Consider the following 17,556-nt stretch of genomic DNA (forward strand, 5'->3'; position numbering starts at 1 on the left):
TTGCCCGTTCGTCTTTCGGCGGCGAGAAAAAGCCCCGCTGGCCGGCAGGACACGCAGTCGTTGGGATACATAGTGGTTGCGGGGGTGTAGCTCAGTTGGGAGAGCGTCGCGTTCGCAATGCGAAGGTCGTCGGTTCGATCCCGTCCACCTCCACCATGCAACAGAGAAGGGCCTCACTGGAAACAGTGAGGCCCTTTTCATTTGGGCTACGAGTGAATTGAAAAGCTCCGGGGGTCTGTTATCCGGAGCCGATGACCGACCAGCCTTCGCTCTCGTTCTTCGCTCGTTTCTGGCTCGCCTTCGTGTGCTTCTGGCGAATCTGGGCGAACCCGGCGTTCGCCCAGGCCGTCTTCCCCCTGAAAGAGGCCGACGCGGCGGGCCAGCTCCCGGCCGGGACGCCACCCTCCGGGCAGCCAGCCGGGCCGCCGGTTCCGGAGAAGAAGGAGCCGGTTGCCGCCCTGCCCCCCGAGCGGGAGCACGCCGCGGCCCTGCAGTTCCTCGCCATGTTGCAGCGCGAGGGGCGCCTCATCGACTTCCTCCAGGAGGACGTGGCGGCCTTCCCGGACGCGGACGTGGGCGCCGCGGCCCGTATCGTCCACGAGGGGTGCCGCAAGGTGCTGCGCCAGTACCTCACCCTGGAGCCGGTGCTGCCCCAGTCCGAGGGGGACCGGGTGAACGTGCCCGCGGGTTTCGACGCCCAGCGCATCCGCCTCACCGGCAACGTGGCGGGCCAACCTCCATATACCGGCGCGCTCAAGCACCACGGGTGGGTGACCACGGCCGTGAAATTCCCGTCCACCAGCGCGGCGATGGATCCCCGGGTGCTGTCGCCCGCTGAAGTCGAGCTGTCCTGACACCAGATTGGAGCGCATATGGCCCGATACGCGATTGGAATCGACCTCGGCACCACGCACTCCGCGGTCTCCTACTTCAACCTGGAGGAAGCGAAGGCGCGCGGCGCGGCGCAGTCCATGCTGCCCATCCCGCAGCTCACGGCGCCGGGCACGGTGGAAGCCCGGACGTTGCTGCCCTCGTTCCTCTACCTGGCAGGCGGCCAGGAGTTCCCCCAGGGAAGTCTGGCGCTGCCGTGGAACCCGGCGGCCACCACCATCGCCGGTGAGTTCGCCCGGACGCACGGCGCCAAGGTGCCCACGCGGCTGGTGTCCTCGGCGAAGAGCTGGCTGAGCCACCCCGGCGTGGACCGGCGCGCCGCGCTGCTCCCCTGGCAGGCCCCCGAGGAGGTACAGCGGGTCTCCCCGGTGGAGGCCTCCACGCGCTACCTGCGCCACCTGCGCGAGGCATGGGACCACACCTTCGCCCGGTCGAAGGAGGACGCCGGCAACGCCATGGCCGCGCAGGACGTCATCATCACCGTCCCGGCCTCCTTCGACGCCGCCGCGCGCGATTTGACGCTCGAGGCCGCCCGGGCCGCGGGCCTGGAGAACATCATCCTCCTGGAGGAGCCGCAGGCGGCGCTCTACGCCTGGCTGGAGGCGCAGGGGGAGTCGTTCCGCAAGCGGGTGAAGGTGGGCGAGGTCATCCTCGTGGTGGACGTGGGCGGCGGCACCACGGACCTCTCGCTGATGACCGTGCGCGACCGCGGAGGCGACGTGGAGCTCACCCGCGTGGCGGTGGGTGACCACATCCTCCTGGGCGGCGACAACATGGACCTGGCGCTGGCGCACACGCTCAACCAGCGCCTCACCGCCGAGGGCAAGAAGCTGGATGCCTGGCAGTTCAACGCGCTCACCTATGGCTGCCGCATGGCCAAGGAGACGCTGTACGGCGATCCGTCCATGGCCAAGGCGCCCATCTCGATTCCGGGCCGCGGCTCGTCGCTCATCGGCGGCACGCTGCGCACGGAGCTGGCCCGCGAGGACCTGGACCGTGTCCTCACCGATGGCTTCTTCCCGCCCTCCCCTGTCGCGGAGCTGCCGCGCGTGGCCCGGCGCACCGGCCTCGCGCAGATGGCGCTGCCGTACGCGCAGGACCCCGCGGTGACGAAGCACCTGGCCGCCTTCCTCACGCGGCAGGCACAGGCCCTGGCCAACTCGCCGGACTCGCCGGTGAACGTGGGCGGCAAGTCCTTCATCCACCCCACCGCCGTGCTCTTCAACGGCGGCGTCTTCAAGGCGGGCCCGCTCAAGGCCCGGGTGATGGAGGTGCTCAACGCGTGGCTCACCGCGGACGGTGGCCAGCCGGCCCAGGAGCTGTCGGGCGCGGACCTGGACCTGTCCGTGGCGCGCGGCGCGGCCTACTACGGCTGGGTGCGCCAGGGCCACGGCCTGCGCATCCGCGGCGGCACGGCTCGCGCCTACTACGTGGGCGTGGAGACGGCCATGCCCGCCGTGCCCGGCATGGAGCCCCCGGTGAAGGCCCTGTGCGTGGCCCCCTTCGGAATGGAGGAGGGCACCCAGGCGGACGTGCCTCCGCAGGAGTTCGGCCTCGTCACCGGTGAGCCCACCAGCTTCCGCTTCTTCGCCTCGTCCGTGCGGCGCGACGACAAGGTGGGCGTCCTGGTGGACGACGTGGACGGCAATGACGAGTTCGAGGAGCTCGCCCCCATCGAGACGACGCTCCCGGGCACGCCCGCACCGTACGGGGACCTCACCCCCGTCAACCTCCAGGCCGCCGTCACCGAAGTGGGCACGCTGGAACTGCGGTGCCTGCAGAAGGACGGCCCCGGCAAGTGGAAGCTGGAGCTCAACGTCCGCATGAAGGAGTAGAACCCGCGCGCCTATGCACATCGTCGGCATCGACCTCGGAACCACGCACTGCGCCGTCGCCTCGGTGGACCCCTCCAAAGGGCCCACCGCTCCCGTGGAGGACTTCCCCGTCCCCCAACTGGTGCGTCAGGGCGAGGTCAGCCCGCGGCCCCTGCTGCCCTCGTGTGTCTACGTGCCCGCCGGCCATGAGCTCGCCGCCGGGTCGCTCCGCCTCCCCTGGGGCGAGAGCGGCTCCCAGGTGGTGGGCGAGCTCGCCCGCTGGCAGGGAGCCCGGGTGCCCGGCCGGGTGGTGACGTCCGCGAAGAGCTGGCTGTGCCATCCGGGCGTGGATCGCTCGGCCCCCATCCTCCCGTGGGGTGCTCCGGCGGACGTGGCGAAGCTGTCCCCGGTGGAGGCCAGTGCCCTGCTCCTCCAGCACATGGCCCAGGCGTGGAACCACGCCCACCCCGAGGCCCCGCTCGCACAACAGGAGGTGGTCATCACCGTGCCCGCCTCCTTCGACGAGGCGGCCCGCGCCCTCACGGTGAGCGCCGCGCGCAAGGCGGGCCTGGAGAAGTTCACGCTGCTGGAGGAGCCGCAGGCGGCCTTCTACGACTACACCGCGCGCCACCGGAAGGACCTGGGGCAGTCGCTGGAGAACGTGCGGCTGGTGCTGGTGGTGGACGTGGGCGGTGGCACCACGGACTTCACCCTGGTGCACGCGGGCGTGTCCCCCGAGGGCCCCATGCTGCGGCGGCTCGCCGTGGGCGAGCACCTCATGCTCGGTGGCGACAACATGGACGCCGCGCTCGCCAGGCGCGTGGAGGAGAAGCTCTTCCCGGACGGCAACCGGCGCCTGTCCGCCACCCAGTGGACGCAGGCCATCCAGGCGGCACGCACCGCCAAGGAGGCCCTGCTCGGCAACAACCCGCCCGAGCGTTATGGCGTGTCGCTCGTCTCCGAGGGTAGCCGGCTGCTGGGCGGCTCGCTGTCCACGGAGGCTCACGCGCGAGGAGGCGGAGAGCCTCGTCATGGACGGCTTCTTCCCGCGCTCGGGCACGCAGGAGCGGCCTCGGCGCGTGTCGCGCATGGCGTTGCAGGAGCTGGGACTGCCGTACGCGCAGGACGCGGCCATCACCCGGCACCTGGCGGCCTTCCTCGCGCAGCACGCGGCGGCGGGATTCGCGGCGCTAGGAGAGACGGCCCCCGCGGAGGGTGCCCTCCCCCGCCCCGACGCCATCCTGCTCAATGGCGGTGTCTTCAACTCGCCCCAGCTCGCCGAGCGGCTGGTGGAGGCGGTGAGCGCGTGGTGGCCGGGGGCTCCGCGCATCCGGCTGCTGAAGCACGAGTCGCTGGAGCTGGCGGTGGCACGCGGCGCGGCCTACTACGGGCTGGTGCGGCGCGGGCACGGCCTGAAGATTGGCGGCGGCGCGGCGCGTGCGTACTACGTGGCCTTGCAGCGCCCGGCGGACAGCACCGAGCAGCCGGTGCTGTGCCTCATCCCCCGCGGCTTCGAGGAGGGCAACCAGGTCGACATCGGCGAGCGCTCCTTCACGCTGACGCTGGGGCGGCCGGTGCAGTTCACGCTGTACTCCACCACGAGCGACCGCATCGACAAGCCGGGCGACGTGGTGACACTGTCGGAGGAGCTGAAGCCGCTGCCGCCCATCCACACGGTGCTCAAGGGTGCCGCGGGGAAGACGGCGGACGTACCGGTGCACCTGCAGGCGGGGCTCACGGAGATTGGCACGTTGGAGCTCTTCGCCGTGTCGAACGTGGCGGACGAGCGCTGGCGCCTGGAGTTCGAGCTGCGGGGCACGGGCGGCGAGCGGGAGTTGACCGTCACCGAGTCCATGCCCGCGCGCTTCGCCGAGGCGAAGGAGAACGCCGAGCGGGTGTACGGCAACAAGCCGCTGCCCATTGGCCCCAAGGACGTGAAGCAACTGTCGCGCACGCTGGAGAAGGTGCTGGGCCCGCGCGAGACGTGGCGGGTGCCGGTGCTGCGCGAGCTGTGGAGCTCGCTCTTCGCGGGGGCATCCAAGCGGCGGCGCACGGCGGACCACGAGCGCGTCTTCTACAGCCTGACGGGCTTCACGCTGCGGCCGGGCTTCGGCTACCCGCTGGACCACTGGCGGGCGGAGCAGACGTTCACGCTCTTCGAGCCGCTGGTGCAGCACCACACCGAGAAGTCGGTGTGGATCGAGTTCTGGGTGATGTGGCGGCGCATCGCTGGCGGACTGAGCGAGGCGCAGCAGTGGAAGCTGTACGACTACCTCAAGCCGCACCTGGCGAGGAAGGTACCGCTGGACGCTCCGCAGCCGCAGGGCAAGCTCAAGGGCATCCAGCCCGAGGGCCTGGACGAGATGGTGCGCACGGCGGCGTCACTGGAGCACCTGGAGCCCGGGGACAAGGCGGAGCTGGGCGGATGGGTGGCGGCGCGGCTGAAGGCGGAGAACAAGAGCGGCGGCCCGTGGGCGTGGGCACTGGGACGGCTGGGCGCTCGGGTGCCGCTGTACGGCAGCAGCCACAAGGTGGTGGACGTGGAGGTGGCGGAGGCCTGGCTGTCGCTCCTGCTGGAGCTGGACCTCAAGCGCATCGACGGAGCACCGTTCGCGGCGGCCCAGCTCGCGCGGCTCACGGGAGACCGGATGCGGGACATCAGCCACGAGCTGCGAGCGAAGACAGCCCAGGCCCTGCGCACGGCGAATGCGGCGGACACGTGGGTGCGGATGGTGACGGAAGTCGTCGCACTCGAGGCCGCGGATGAAGCGCGAGCCCTCGGCGACACCCTGCCCGCGGGCCTGCGGCTGTAACGGAAGCCACCTCCCCCCCACTTCCCCTCTCCCCCCGGGAGAGGGACGGGGTGAGGGTATCCGGCTCCCGGGTTGCCCCCGTGCATCCCCCGTGCGGAGACCTCAAGGAGGAGGAGCCTGCCCGGTGATCTTGTCGAGCACCCCTGATCGCTGAAGCCAGATCATCAACGAGAAGTTGATCGTATTGAACGCGGCGTGGGCGAGCATCACGGAGGCCAGGCGGAAGCGGCGGACGAAGATGAAGACGAAGCCGAAGTAGGCCCCGAGCACGGCGGTCTGCACGACGGCGAGCGTCCCCTCGTAGAAGTGCCCCAGTCCGAAGAGCGCGGCCGAGAGCACGACCGCACCGGGCCAGCTCTTCAGCAGCACCTTCAACCGCGGGACGAGGAAGCCCCGGAAGGCGATCTCCTCGAAACCCGCCACGAGCACCATCGCCGCGGCGAAGACCGGCACACTGATTCCCATCTCCACGAGCCCGGTGGCCACCTCCTTGCGCGCGACCATCTCCTTGTCGGTGAGCTTCAAGAGCATGCCAATCAGGCCGAGCGGGATGGAGACGGCGATGTTCGCGGCATACGCGCCGACGACGACAGGAACGGCGATGAGCATCTCCCGCCCCAGCCCCTCGCGAACGAGCCCGAGCTGTGCCGGCCCCTGCCCATTTCGCCAGAGCAGCAGCCCCACCAGGAGGCACACGCCGATCGCACGGAGGCACAGCCACAGCATCGCCCCGGGCCTCTTGAAGGGACTGGCATTCTGCGCGGGCCCGACGGGCACCGTCACCTCGTGCGCCTCGCCCTTGCGCTCGAGGGTGAAGCGCATCTCGGTGCTCTTCCCTCCCCCCGCCGTCCGGATGCGCTCCTGGAACTCCGCCTCGGGGTCCGAAGCGGACAGCGGCTGCCCATCCACCGCGAGGATCCGGTCTCCCACCTCCAGGCGCCCGTCCGCTGGCGCTCCCGGCACCACGCGGGTGAGCTCGACCACCTTCCGCACCGCCTGCCCTTCCCCTTGCACGGAGACGCTCGTGTGCCGCACCCCGAGCCGGGGAGGCGGCACGACCCCCTCTCCTCCGAACCAGCCGCTCGCCATGGACGCACCCAGCGCCAGTGCGAAGAGCAGGGCCCCCCCAACGGCGCGGCTCCGCTGGCCCGAACGCCAGTCCGCCCAGGGACGCAGGAGCAGGAGCCCCCAGGCGGCCAGGAGGCAGGTGATCGCGAGGCGCGGCGCCAGGTCGAGCAGGGCGAGGGACCCCGGGACGAACACGATGACGAGCACGAACGCCGCTTCGGCCAGCGCCCGGCGGCGTGAAGGAGCATTCTCGAGGAGCGGATCGGCGTTGGACACGCGCCCAAGCTACTCCCTCTAGGATGCTTCGGGGAGGAACTCCCGCTCGCTCCGCGCCGCTCTCGAGAAGAACCGTTCGCACCACACGAGCGCGGCCACTCCGCCCGCGATGGTCGCCACACTCCCCGCGATGAAGACGCCGTCCCGGCCCCACAGCCACGCGCCCGCGTACGCCAGGGGAAGGTAGAGGCCAAACATGCGCACCAGGGTGAGGGTCGTCGACACGAGCGGCCGGTTCACCGCGTTGAACGCCACGCTCACCAGCATGCACACGCCCTGGAAACCGAAGCTCAGCGAGAGGATGCGCAGGTAGCTCGTGGTGGCCGCCGCCACCGCCGCGTCCGAGGTGAACCAGGACGCCACCCACGGGGCCGCGAAGAGCAGCACGCCCCAACACGCCGCTCCCCACGCGAGCGTGAAGAGCACCGCCACCCGCATTCCCCTCCAGGCCCGCTCCTTGTTCCCCGCTCCCCAGTTCTGCCCCACGAAGGGAATCAACGCGGTGGACAGCGCGCCGATGATCATCATCACCAGGCTCTCCACCCGGTTGCCCACCCCGAGCGCCGCCACCCCCTCCGGCCCGTGACGGGCGATGAGCCCGGTGAGCAGCATCATCGACACCGGAAACACCAGCCGGCTGGCGGTGGCCGGCAGCGCGATGGAGAGCAACGGCCCGAGCGACTCCCGGAGCTTCCGAAGCCCGGGGAATCGAGCGCTCCAGCATCCCCTCGCGCGAGAACAGCGTGAAGAGGAACGCGCCCAGCATCACGGCCCGGGAGACGGCGGCGGCCCACGCGGCCCCGGCCAGCCCCAGTCCGGACAGCGGCCCGAATCCGAAGATGAGCAGGGGATCCAACGCGGCGTTGATCACCACCGACACCACCAGCACCACGGCGGGAGTCCGGGCATCGCCCATCGCCCGGATGACGCTGCTGCCCACCATGGGCACCAGCAGCAGGGGCAGCCCGCCGTACCAGACCGTCATGTACCCGCGCACCAGCGGCTGGAGGCCTCCGGCGACACCCCCAACAGGCGCATGAAGGGCCCGAGCGTCAGCAGCCCCACCCCGGCCAGCACCAGGCCCAGCGCCGCGGCGCTCCAGAGCGCATGGCTCGCCGTCCGTGCGGCACGCCCCTGGTCCCCCTGCCCCACCGCCCGCGACACCACCGAGGTGGCCGCCACGGACAGTCCCCCCGCCATGTTCGTCAGCACCAGGGTGATCGGAAAGGTGAAACCCAGCGCGGCCAGCGGCCCACCGCCCAGCCGCCCCACGAAGTACGCATCCACCACGTTGAAGAGGGACGTGGAGGCCAGGCCCAGGCTCATGGGCAGCGTCAGCCCCATGAGCACCCGGGGGATGCTGTCCTCCAGGAGCGAGGTCCGCGCTCGCGCCACCGCACTGCCACCGGCCATCGTCACTTCCGCGCCGCCACCCGCCGCATCGGCGCGGCCTCCAGCGGCGGCAGCAGCTCCACCACTTCCGCCAGCACCCGCTCCCCCTGCCCCAACAGCCGGTTCCACCGCCCGAAGAGCCGCTGCGCTCCCGCCACGGCCAGCGCCTCGCTCATGGGCGCATCCGCCTCGGTACTGAAGAAGCACTCCGGCCTGCTCGTGTACTCCAGCCGCGAGTCCTCCAGCAGCCGGCCCAGCGGCACCCTCCCCTCCAACACCAGCGCCATCGCCCGCTCGTCGAAGCAGGTGAGATCGATCCGGATCGCCCCCAGCTCCACCGGGCGGCCGCCCACGCTCTCCGTCAGCACCACCTGCCGCCAGAGGCTGCTCCCCGTGCGCTCCTGGGCCAGGACCCTCAGCGCCAGCCGCTGTCCCAGGAAGCCCTCCAGCATCTGCGTCATGGTGCCGTCATGCACCAGCAGCTCCCGGTACGGCGAGGGCAGCTGCTTCGGCTCCACCACCGTCAACCGCGGCGGGGGCAGGCCCTCGTAACAGCGGGCCAGCGGCTCGGGCATCCAAGCGGGCTGTAGGAAATGGGTGCTCATCGAAAGCCGTGACAGACCAGCGTAGCCCAATCTCCCTTCAAGACAAGCACCTTGTAATCTCCAGTATCAAACGGTAATCCTGAACAACCCTGATTCAGTAGAAGCCCCGAGCCCATGTCTTCGTCCGAGAGTCCCAGCGTCAACCCGTGGCTGCGTGGCGCCATCGCCGCGGGTGCGGCCCGGGGAAACACGCTGAGCGACGGCCGCTTCCAGGTGCCCTACGCGGCGCTCGAGGCACTTCTCACGGAATGGGAATCCTTCCTCGCCCGCCACGGGGTGACGCGCGAGGGGCCCGTGGTGCTCGAATGCGCGGCCTCCGTGCCCGGCGTGCTCACGGTGCTGGCGCTCCTGCGCGCGGGCTCCAGCTTCGCCCTGCTGCCTCCTCCGGCGCGCACGGGCACGCCGCCTCCGCCTCCGCGCTTCTTCCCCCTGCGGGTGCGGGTGCGCAGCCTCTACGACCTGGAGCCCAACGCGCCCCTGAGTCCCGAGGCCCTGCTGGAAGTGACGTCCCTCGAGGGTGCCCGCTCGCCTCCCGAGGGTGAGGCGGGTGCACCCGGACGCCTCTTCCTGCGCACCTCGGGCAGCCTCGGCACGCCCAAGCTGGTGGTCCACTCCCAGGCCCTGCTGCTCGGCAACGCCCTCCACTGCGTCGAGCGGCTGCGCCTCACGGCCGAGGATCTCATCTGCCTGCCCGTGCCCATCGCCCATATGTACGGGCTCGGAGCGGGCCTGCTGCCCGGGCTGGCCGCGGGGGCGTCCATCGAGCTGCTGGAGGGCGCCAACCTCCCGCGCTTCCTCGAGCGCGAGGCGCAGGTGCGCCCGACCGTGGCATTCCTCACGCCCAACCTCTGCACCATGCTGCTGCGGCGGCGCACCGCGCCCGGGCACTACCGCCATGTGGTGGTGGCCGGCGACAAGCTGAAGCCGGAGTCCTTCGAAACGGCGGAGACCCTCTTCCGGCGCGTCGTCAATCTCTACGGGAGCACCGAGCTGGGCGTCATCGCCACCGCGGACGCGGAGGAGGCGCGAGGCCCCCGCTCCACCACCGTGGGCCGGGCCGTCCCCGGAGCCGGCATCCAACTGCGGCCCGTGGAGGGCTCGCAGGACTTCGAGGGCGAGGTCGGCGAGCTCTGGTGCCGCCACCCCTTCCCCTTCCTGGGCTACGTGGACGAGGACGGCCAGCCCTGGCAGGGCGAGCCCCCCTTCCAGGACGGCTGGTACCGCACGAAGGATCTCTGCCGCCTGCACGCGGACGGCCTGCTCGAGGTGCTGGGCCGGACCGACCATGGCGTGAAGCGCGACGGGCGGCTCGTCATGCTCACGGACCTGGAGCGCACCGTGGAGCGCGTGCCCGGCGTGGAGCGGGCCATCGCGGTGCTCGGCGGCGAGAGCCTTCGGGGCCAGCGCCTCGTCGTCTTCTGCGTGCCCCGGGACGGCCAGCCGCTCGAGGGCGACGCGGTCCGCACCGCCTGCTTCGAGCTGCTTCCCGCCTACGCCATCCCGGACGAGGTCCGGCCTCTCGCCACCCTTCCCCTGCTGCCCAGCGGCAAGGTGGATCGCAAGGCCCTGCGAGAGGCCGCCACGGCCCCGGCACCCGTTTCTCCGTCCCAGGAAAGGACCTGACCATGAGCACGACCGCATCGACCGCCCCCCGCCTGGAGACCAGCGGCCAGCCCGCCCCCGCGGACACCGCCGCCATCATCGAGCAGCTCAAGAAGATGATCGCCCACGAGCTGGACGTGCGCATCCCCGAGTCGAAGATCGACGCCACGGTGGCGCTGCTGGAGGGCGGCCTCGCGCTCGACTCGATGGTGCTCTTCGAGTTCGTCACCCTCATCGAGAAGCGCTACGGCATCGAGTTCGCCGACCAGCACCTGCGCCCCGAGGTGTTCGAGAACCTCACCGTGCTGGCGGGCTACGTGCAGCGCGAGCTGGTGCGCGCGGGCAAGAGCGCCGCGGTCTGACAACCCCCCGGGAGACGGCACCATGAGCAGCACGGACAATTCCTCGCAGAACGAGCTGACGCGCCGGGGGTTCGTCACCAACTATCCCCCCTACCGCTACTGGCGGCCCGAGGCCATCCAGGGCGTGCTGGAGCCCCGTCCCCTCAACGTCTACGTGCACACGCCGTACTGCGTGCAGCGCTGCGCGTACTGCCACTACAAGACGACGACGCTCGGCGAGAGCCGCAAGCCGGAGATCGACGCCTACGTGAGCGCGCTGTGCCGGGAGATCGAAATGGTCTCCAAGCGCTTCCACCTCAAGGAGCGCCCGACGGCCACCGTCTACTTCGGCGGCGGCACGCCCACCCTGCTCTCCAAGGAGAACCTGAGCCGGGTGATGGAGGCCCTCCACGAGCACCTCACCCTGAAAGATCCGGAGATCACCGTCGAGGGTGAGCCCGTGACGCTCATCCAGGCCAAGGCGGATCACCTCAAGGCGCTCGGGGTCAACCGCATCAGCCTGGGCATCCAGTCCTTCTGCGACGACATCATCCAGAAGACGGGGCGCCGCGACACCGAGAAGCACGCCTTCAAGGCCATCGAGATGGCCAAGGCCACCGGCGCCGTCGTCAACGTGGACCTGATGAGCGGCCTGGCCGGGGAGACGGACCAGACGTGGGCCTACACCGTGGAGCGCGCGCTCTCCGCCGACGTCCACGCCATCACCGTCTACAAGACGGAGGTGTACGCCAACACCGAGTACTACTCGGAGATGAAGAAGAACGCCCTCACGCTGCCCACCGACGACGAGGAGGTGAAGTTCACCGCCTACGCCCTGGAGCAGCTCGACCGGCACGGCTACCTGCCGGCGAACTTCTTCACCTTCACCCAGGGCGGGGCCTACCGCCAGCGCCACATCAGCACCCGGTGGATGGGCACGGACACCTATGGCTTCGGCGTCTCGGCCTTCGGCTCCATGGGCAACCACGCCCTGCAGAACACCAGCGAGCTGCCGCGCTACACGCAGTCGCTGGAGGCCGGCGAGCTGCCCCTGGCCCGCGGCTACCAGCTCTCGGCCCGCGAGCTGATGACGCGCGAGGCGGTGCTCGGCATGAAGCTCGTCCACCTGGACCTGGACGGCTTCCAGCAGCGCCATGGCTTCGACCTGGTGAAGCTGTGCGCTCCCGTCATCGAGGAGCTGGTGAAGAACGATCTCGCCGGAGTGCACGGCCGCACGCTCTCGCTCACGCGGCGGGGCATCCTGTGGGGCGACTACGTCGGGCGCAGGCTCGCGTCCCACATCGAGTCGCTGGCCTGAGCCATGATCATCACCGACGACTTCGTCTACATCCACCAGCCCAAGACGGGGGGCACCTTCGTCACGCACGTGCTGGAGCGGCTCTACGAGGGCCGCCACTTCCTCAACACGCACAAGCACGGCACGTGCAGTGACATCCCCGCCGAGCACCTCGGGAAGCCCATCCTCACCACGATGCGCAACCCGTACGACCGCTACGTGTCGCAGTACCACTTCGGGTGGTGGCGGCGGTACCCGGACGCGTACTGCGGCGTCGAGGAGATGCGGGCCCACTACCCCACCTACCCCGAGGTGACCTTCCCGGAGTTCGTCCGGATGGCCAACTCGCTCTTCCTCAACCGCCACCAGCGGCAGGAGACGGGCTTCCGCAACGAGCGTTTCCCCGAGGAGCGCAAGCTGGGCTGGCACACCGAGCAGTTCGTGCGCTTCTACTGCCGCGAGCCCCGCGCCGTCTTCCAGGCCCTGGACGAGGAGAGCCTCGCGAGCGGCCGCTACCGGGAGACGCTCTTCCCGCTGCACATCACCCGCTCCGAGCGCCTCAACCAGGAGCTGTACGACTTCCTGCTGGGCCTGGGGCTGCCGCGCGAGCGGCTCGCCTTCATCCTGGATGCGCAGAAGGTGTTCCCCGAGGGCGGTGGCCGCGAGGACGAGGATCGCTGGCAGGACTACTACACGCCCGAGCTGAAGCAGTTCGTGCGCACCCGGGAGCGGATGCTGTTCCAGCTCTTCCCGGACTACGATGTTCTGAGCAAGGAGTCAGCGCAGTGGAGCAACAGAGAGTGGCGCTGGTCACGGGCGCGAACCGTGGCATCGGGTTGGAGGCGTGCCGTCAGCTCGCGAAGCTCGGCATCCACGTCATCCTGACGGCCCGGCGGGAGGACAAGGGCCGGGCGGCCGTCGAGGAGCTGGCCGCCGAGGGACTCAAGGCGTCCTTCCTCCCCCTGGATGTCACCTCGGAGAAGGACCGCAAGGCCATCGCCGAGACCATCACCCGCGAGTACGGGCGGCTGGACATCCTCATCAACAACGCGGGCATCTCCATCGACTTCGACGTCCCCGCGCTGGAGGTGAGCTTCGACGAGGTCATCCGGCCCACCATGGAGACGAACCTCTATGGCCCGCTGCACCTCACCCAGCTCTTCGTGCCGCTCATGCGCCAGCACAACTACGGGCGCATCGTGAACGTGTCCAGCGGCCTGGGCTCCTTCTCGAAGATCACCTCCGGGCGCATCGGCTACCGCCTGTCCAAGGTGGGCATGAACGCGATGACCAAGGTCTTCGCCGACGAGCTCAAGGACACCAACATCCTCGTCAACGTGATGACGCCCGGCTGGGTGCGTACCCACCTGGGGGGCGTCAAGGCGGAGCGCTCCGTCGAGCAGGGCGCGGAAACCATCACCTGGCTGGCCACGCTCCCGGACGACGGGCCCCGCGGCCGCTTCTTCAAGGACCGCCAGGACTTCCCCTGGTAGCGGCGCGGCATGCGCAAGCCGAACTTCTTCATCGCCGGGGCTCCGCGGTGCGCCACCACCTCGGTGTACACGTACCTCAAGCAGCACCCGGACATCTTCCTGTCGCTGCTCAAGGAGCCCATCTTCTTCGGCTCGGATCTCACGCGGCAGCCGCTCGCCATCTCCGGGGAGGAGGCCTACCTGGGCCTCTTCGCCGGGGCGGGTGAGGCCCGCGTCGTCGGCGAGGGCTCCGTCTTCTATTTGATGTCGGAGCGGGCCGCGGAGGAGATCCACGCGTACTCGCCCGAGGCGCGCATCCTCCTCATGCTGCGCGAGCCGGTGGAGATGATGCAGTCGCTGCATGCGCTCTACCTGCGCTCGGGCAACGAGGAGCTGGCGGACTTCGAGCAGGCGCTGGAGGCCGAGCCGGCACGTGCCCGGGGCCAGCGGCTGCCGGCGGGCGTGTACTTCCCCGAGGGGTTGCAGTACCGCTCCATCGCCCGCTTCGCCGGGCCCGTGGAGCGCTTCCTGCGCGTCTTCGGCCCGGAGCGCGTGCGCGTGCTCGTCTTCGAGGATCTGCTGAAGAATCCCCAGGGCGAGATGCGCGGGCTGCTCGAGTTCCTCCAGGTGGATCCGGACTTCCCCTTGGAGTTGGACCCGGAGCGGGCCACGCAGCGCATCCGGCCCCTGGTGCTGCGGCAGATGCGCTCGGCCACGCCCGAGGTGCTCGAGAAGCTCAAGCGCAAGACGGCGAAGAACCTCCACCAGGGCGCGCGGGGAGCGCCCCTGCGGCCGGAAGTGCGGGCCCGGCTCCAGGAGGAGCTCCGGCCCGACGTGAAGCGGTTGGAGGCGGTGCTCGGGCGCACGCTGTGGTGAGGGAGGACGAGGAGCCATGAACGCACCGGACAACGGCGCCTTCCGCATGATGCGGATCATCCGCCAGCTCAAGGATCGCCTGGGCATCCACCACATCGGCGGCGAGCCCATCGAGCAATTGGTGCGCCGCTGGTCCCGGGTGGAGACGCCGGAGCTGCGCCTGGAGGTGCGGGCGTACGATCCGGCCTGGCCGCTCCTCTTCGAGCGCGAGCGGCAGCGGCTCCAGGAGGCCCTGGGGGAAGAGGGGCTGCTGGACATCCAGCACGTCGGCAGCACCTCCATCCCGCCGATGCCGAGCAAGAACGTCATCGACCTCGCGGTGGCGCTGCGCCCGCCGCTGGGCACCGCGCGGCAGCGGGAGGTGCTCGAGTCGCTCGGCTACCGCTTCCACGGAACGAGCCCCATCGATCCGGGCTTCTTCTGGTTCTGGCGGATGGAGGAGGCCGGAGCCCTGGTGGTGCACCTGTGCGACCCGGAGGCCGCCTGGTACACGAACCTGCTCCACTTCCGGGACTACATGCGCGAGCACCCCGCCGAGCGCGAGGAGTACGAGCGGCTCAAGCGGGAGCTCGCCGCCACGCACGGGCATAGCTGGCTCGAATACAGCGTCCTCAAGCGCCACCTGCTGCAACAGCTCACCGAGCGCGCCAACGCCTGGGCCGCGGCCCGCGCTACCCGCTGAGCCCGCGCCTCACTCCCTTCAGGGAAGATTACTGCTCCCTCTCCCCTCGGGAGAGGGTCGGGGTGAGGGTGCCCGAGCCCGTTCTTCAACCCGTGGCCCGCAGTGGGGGCAAGGGGTTCAACCCGGGTTCACCCGATACCCTCACCCCGACCCTCTCCCGGAGGGCGAGGGGAAATGGCCGCGGTTGTCAGCGCAAAGGGGCTCAAGCCAGCACCTTCCGGCCGCGCGGCGTGCCGACTGGTCCGACCATCGGACCAGTTGCTCTCCATCGCGGCCGGAGCCTCCCCCCTGAAAGGACCTACCCCTCCTGGCTCAGGAGGCGAGCACCGTCTCCAGCGGGGCCGAGAAGATCCACGCCGTGTTCAGGCTCGGGTTCATGTTGGGATCATACCCTCCGAAAAACACCGTCCGGCCGTCGAAGGGCGACAGGGCGATGCTCCGGGTGGCGACCAGCGACGGCATCGGCACCAGCTCCGGGTCGATGATGTGCCGCAAGGCGTAGCGTCCCTCTCCGTGACGGATGAGGTACCAGCCGCCGGGATCCCACCGGTCCTTGGGGTGCGAGGACAGATCGGGCTCGAAGGTGGCGCCCACGCCCATCAACAAGACCGGCGCCCCCGTCTCCGGGTGACGCAGCTCCGTCAGGTCGTCGTAGGCGGCGATGGCGTAGGTCGGCCGCCATCCCCAGCGCTCGCCCAGGAAGCCGAGCACGTCCAGCTCGAGCGTGTCCCGGTAGCCCGCCGCCGGATCGATCCGGAGGACGCGGGCGCGATCTCCCTCCAGCGCGGCCAGGAGCACCTCGCCCTCTCCGGAGGGATGGGGAATGGCCGTCAGTCCGCGCAGGCCGCTGCTGATGGGGATGACCTGCTCCGGGAGGGTGTAGACCTGCTCCCAGCGGGGCCGCTCTCCGTCCACCCGGCGGTAGATGCCGGGGTGGATGATGACGTGCAGCACCCCATTGCACTCGGCGAACCCCATGGGCCGCTTGCGGTAGCCCTCCAGCTCGGGCCGCGCGTCCCAGCGGAGGCTCCCGGGCGCGTCCGGGTCCAGCACCCCGCTGAAGATGCCCAGGGGCGCCGTGCCCGCGAAGAGCCGCTCCACGCCGGTGACCTTGTCCCGGTACACGCAGAAGCTGCGAATGCTCGCGGTGCCAGGGCCCTTGGCCAGCGGGACATGGGTCCAGGCACCCGACGCGTCCAGGACCTCGACGGCCAGACGCCCGATGCGATCCGTCGGCGCCGCGAGCAGCAGGGAGCGCGGCCCGGGCAGCGTCCTCCCCCGGCCATCCTCCGTGAAGGTGACCGAGCCCAGCGTCAGCCGCCAGTTGTACGGGTTGAAGTCCCGCTCCACCCGCCAGCCCGCCTCGGGGCCATCCAGGACGAGCACCTGGGGCCCCATCTCCTTGGGCGCAGCCGGCGCATGCACCTGCTGCAGCGTGGAGGTGGCCGCGTAGAGCCGGCCCTCATGCGGCACCAGGTGCATGATCTCCGTGCCGCCCATGTAGCGGCCCGCCACGTCCCACGTCCCCGCCTGGTAGACACGACGAAAACCCATGCCGCCTCCCTACCTTCCCGCCCCGTCCAGGGCGGTGAAGACCTCGTCGAGCACCTTCCGCGACGCCTCCTGGTGGACCCAGCCGTCCAGCCGCCGCCGGAACTCCTCCCAACGGCCGGACCTCGGGCCGAGGTGGTTGGGAATCCACAGCTCCAGCCGCTTGCCCATGCCCTGGATGTCCCGGTCCACGCAGCGCCGCAGGTACTCCTCCACGTTGGGCGCCGGCACATAGCCACGGCCCAGGAACTGGATGATGCGGAAGCTCAGGCGGTAGCCCGCGTCGAGGATTCGCGGGTGGCAGATGAGGCGCAGCGTCCGCGAGCGCAGATCCTCCAGCCCGCAGCCGAGCGGATCCATCAGCGCGCCGTCCCCATGGCAGGCGTAATAGAAGGCGTTCACCGAGAAGTCCCGGGTGAGCGCGTCCTGCCGCAAGTCCTTCCGGGCGGCGAAGGTGGTGGTCCACATGTCGCCGTTCTGGATGTCCCCGGGATCGCGGAGGATGTTGAGATCGACCCCGCCGGAGCTGGCGCCGCCCCACCTGAGCACGCCGAAGCGCGGGTTGTGGAAGAGCACGGGATCGATGCCGGGAAACGCCTCGCGCAGCACCCGGTGCGTCTCCTCCAGGGGTGCATCCACCGCCAGATCGATGTCCTTCGCGGCCTGGCCGGAGAGCCAGTCGCGAGGTGTCCCGCCCACCACGTAGACACGGCGGCCCGCCTCCACGAGCGCGGAGATGACCTCACGCACGCGCAAGGTCCACCGGTCATCCTGGTAGAGGAGCCGTCCCAGACCGTCCTCCACCACGGCCGGATCGACCGGGTGGCGCGGAAGGTCCTCCGTCATGTCGTCTCTGGCGGGCACGGGCCCGCATCA

General features: G+C 70.3%; 15 protein-coding genes, 1 tRNA gene and 2 pseudogenes. 11 read left to right on the top strand and 7 right to left on the bottom strand.

The window, feature by feature from the left end:
• Positions 1-80: 80 nt before the first annotated feature.
• The 4 genes and pseudogenes from ACN28I_RS15510 to ACN28I_RS15525 all read left to right on the top strand — a co-directional run bounded on the left by ACN28I_RS15510 (position 81) and on the right by ACN28I_RS15525 (position 5,518).
• A tRNA-Ala gene (locus tag ACN28I_RS15510) sits at positions 81-156 on the top strand.
• Between the two features lie 95 nt (positions 157-251).
• Positions 252-854, top strand: coding sequence for a DUF2760 domain-containing protein (locus tag ACN28I_RS15515; RefSeq protein ID WP_420942801.1), 603 nt, complete (start codon positions 252-254; stop codon positions 852-854).
• A gap of 18 nt (positions 855-872) precedes the next feature.
• On the top strand, positions 873-2,726 hold the full coding sequence (locus tag ACN28I_RS15520; RefSeq protein ID WP_420942802.1) for an Hsp70 family protein: 1,854 nt from the start codon (positions 873-875) through the stop codon (positions 2,724-2,726).
• Positions 2,727-2,739: 13 nt separating this feature from the next.
• Positions 2,740-5,518 (top strand): annotated as a pseudogene (locus ACN28I_RS15525) (Hsp70 family protein).
• Between the two features lie 102 nt (positions 5,519-5,620).
• Here ACN28I_RS15525 and ACN28I_RS15530 read toward each other — a convergent pair.
• The 5 genes and pseudogenes from ACN28I_RS15530 to ACN28I_RS15550 all read right to left on the bottom strand — a co-directional run bounded on the left by ACN28I_RS15530 (position 5,621) and on the right by ACN28I_RS15550 (position 8,829).
• A complete protein-coding gene (locus ACN28I_RS15530) occupies positions 5,621-6,862 on the bottom strand; it encodes a type II CAAX prenyl endopeptidase Rce1 family protein (protein WP_420942803.1) in 1,242 nt (413 codons plus the stop codon).
• Between the two features lie 18 nt (positions 6,863-6,880).
• Positions 6,881-7,531 carry an MATE family efflux transporter gene (locus ACN28I_RS15535; protein WP_420942804.1) on the bottom strand — a complete coding sequence of 217 codons (651 nt, stop codon included), beginning with the start codon at positions 7,529-7,531 and terminating at the stop codon, positions 6,881-6,883.
• Between the two features lie 130 nt (positions 7,532-7,661).
• Positions 7,662-7,847: pseudogene (locus tag ACN28I_RS15540) on the bottom strand (MATE family efflux transporter); the annotation flags it as partial.
• Positions 7,844-8,275 carry an MATE family efflux transporter gene (locus ACN28I_RS15545; protein ID WP_420942805.1) on the bottom strand — a complete coding sequence of 144 codons (432 nt, stop codon included), beginning with the start codon at positions 8,273-8,275 and terminating at the stop codon, positions 7,844-7,846. The pseudogene ACN28I_RS15540 and the gene ACN28I_RS15545, both read right to left, overlap by 4 nt.
• Before the next feature lie 2 nt (positions 8,276-8,277).
• Complete coding sequence (locus tag ACN28I_RS15550; protein ID WP_420942806.1) at positions 8,278-8,829, bottom strand: hypothetical protein; 552 nt, start codon at positions 8,827-8,829, stop codon at positions 8,278-8,280.
• Positions 8,830-8,973: 144 nt separating this feature from the next.
• Between ACN28I_RS15550 and ACN28I_RS15555 the strand changes: the two genes are divergently transcribed.
• The 7 genes from ACN28I_RS15555 to ACN28I_RS15585 are packed head-to-tail and all read left to right on the top strand — an operon-like array spanning position 8,974 to position 15,129.
• Positions 8,974-10,482, top strand: a complete 1,509-nt coding sequence (locus ACN28I_RS15555; protein WP_420942807.1) for a class I adenylate-forming enzyme family protein — start codon at positions 8,974-8,976, stop codon at positions 10,480-10,482.
• Between the two features lie 2 nt (positions 10,483-10,484).
• Positions 10,485-10,823, top strand: a complete 339-nt coding sequence (locus ACN28I_RS15560; protein WP_420942808.1) for an acyl carrier protein — start codon at positions 10,485-10,487, stop codon at positions 10,821-10,823.
• A gap of 22 nt (positions 10,824-10,845) precedes the next feature.
• A complete protein-coding gene (locus ACN28I_RS15565; protein ID WP_420942809.1) occupies positions 10,846-12,120 on the top strand; it encodes a coproporphyrinogen-III oxidase family protein in 1,275 nt (424 codons plus the stop codon).
• Between the two features lie 3 nt (positions 12,121-12,123).
• Complete coding sequence (locus ACN28I_RS15570; protein WP_420942810.1) at positions 12,124-12,984, top strand: sulfotransferase family 2 domain-containing protein; 861 nt, start codon at positions 12,124-12,126, stop codon at positions 12,982-12,984.
• Positions 12,900-13,592, top strand: coding sequence for an SDR family oxidoreductase (locus tag ACN28I_RS15575; RefSeq protein ID WP_420942811.1), 693 nt, complete (start codon positions 12,900-12,902; stop codon positions 13,590-13,592). The genes ACN28I_RS15570 and ACN28I_RS15575 overlap by 85 nt, the downstream gene beginning before the upstream one ends.
• Before the next feature lie 9 nt (positions 13,593-13,601).
• Positions 13,602-14,447, top strand: a complete 846-nt coding sequence (locus ACN28I_RS15580; protein ID WP_420942812.1) for a sulfotransferase family protein — start codon at positions 13,602-13,604, stop codon at positions 14,445-14,447.
• Positions 14,448-14,463: 16 nt separating this feature from the next.
• Positions 14,464-15,129: a GrpB family protein gene (locus ACN28I_RS15585; protein ID WP_420942813.1), complete on the top strand. Its 666-nt coding sequence runs from the start codon at positions 14,464-14,466 to the stop codon at positions 15,127-15,129.
• 312 nt (positions 15,130-15,441) lie between these two features.
• Here the strand turns inward: ACN28I_RS15585 and ACN28I_RS15590 are convergent, their stop codons facing one another.
• Positions 15,442-16,683, bottom strand: coding sequence for a hypothetical protein (locus ACN28I_RS15590; RefSeq protein ID WP_420942814.1), 1,242 nt, complete (start codon positions 16,681-16,683; stop codon positions 15,442-15,444).
• Between the two features lie 9 nt (positions 16,684-16,692).
• A complete protein-coding gene (locus ACN28I_RS15595) occupies positions 16,693-17,526 on the bottom strand; it encodes a CCA tRNA nucleotidyltransferase (protein ID WP_420942815.1) in 834 nt (277 codons plus the stop codon).
• Between the last annotated feature and the right edge of the window lie 30 nt (positions 17,527-17,556).

The organism is Archangium gephyra, assembly GCF_049060025.1.
Taxonomy (GTDB): Bacteria; Myxococcota; Myxococcia; order Myxococcales; family Myxococcaceae; genus Archangium; species Archangium gephyra_A.

Coding starts and splice junctions, on each gene's coding strand:
- ACN28I_RS15545 (WP_420942805.1), bottom strand. CDS start 8,275: ATGGCCGGTGGCAGTGCGGTGGCGCGAGCGCGGACCTCGCTCCTGGAG.
- ACN28I_RS15515 (WP_420942801.1), top strand. CDS start 252: ATGACCGACCAGCCTTCGCTCTCGTTCTTCGCTCGTTTCTGGCTCGCC.
- ACN28I_RS15555 (WP_420942807.1), top strand. CDS start 8,974: ATGTCTTCGTCCGAGAGTCCCAGCGTCAACCCGTGGCTGCGTGGCGCC.
- ACN28I_RS15590 (WP_420942814.1), bottom strand. CDS start 16,683: ATGGGTTTTCGTCGTGTCTACCAGGCGGGGACGTGGGACGTGGCGGGC.
- ACN28I_RS15585 (WP_420942813.1), top strand. CDS start 14,464: ATGAACGCACCGGACAACGGCGCCTTCCGCATGATGCGGATCATCCGC.
- ACN28I_RS15565 (WP_420942809.1), top strand. CDS start 10,846: ATGAGCAGCACGGACAATTCCTCGCAGAACGAGCTGACGCGCCGGGGG.
- ACN28I_RS15580 (WP_420942812.1), top strand. CDS start 13,602: ATGCGCAAGCCGAACTTCTTCATCGCCGGGGCTCCGCGGTGCGCCACC.
- ACN28I_RS15550 (WP_420942806.1), bottom strand. CDS start 8,829: ATGCCCGAGCCGCTGGCCCGCTGTTACGAGGGCCTGCCCCCGCCGCGG.
- ACN28I_RS15595 (WP_420942815.1), bottom strand. CDS start 17,526: ATGACGGAGGACCTTCCGCGCCACCCGGTCGATCCGGCCGTGGTGGAG.
- ACN28I_RS15520 (WP_420942802.1), top strand. CDS start 873: ATGGCCCGATACGCGATTGGAATCGACCTCGGCACCACGCACTCCGCG.
- ACN28I_RS15570 (WP_420942810.1), top strand. CDS start 12,124: ATGATCATCACCGACGACTTCGTCTACATCCACCAGCCCAAGACGGGG.
- ACN28I_RS15560 (WP_420942808.1), top strand. CDS start 10,485: ATGAGCACGACCGCATCGACCGCCCCCCGCCTGGAGACCAGCGGCCAG.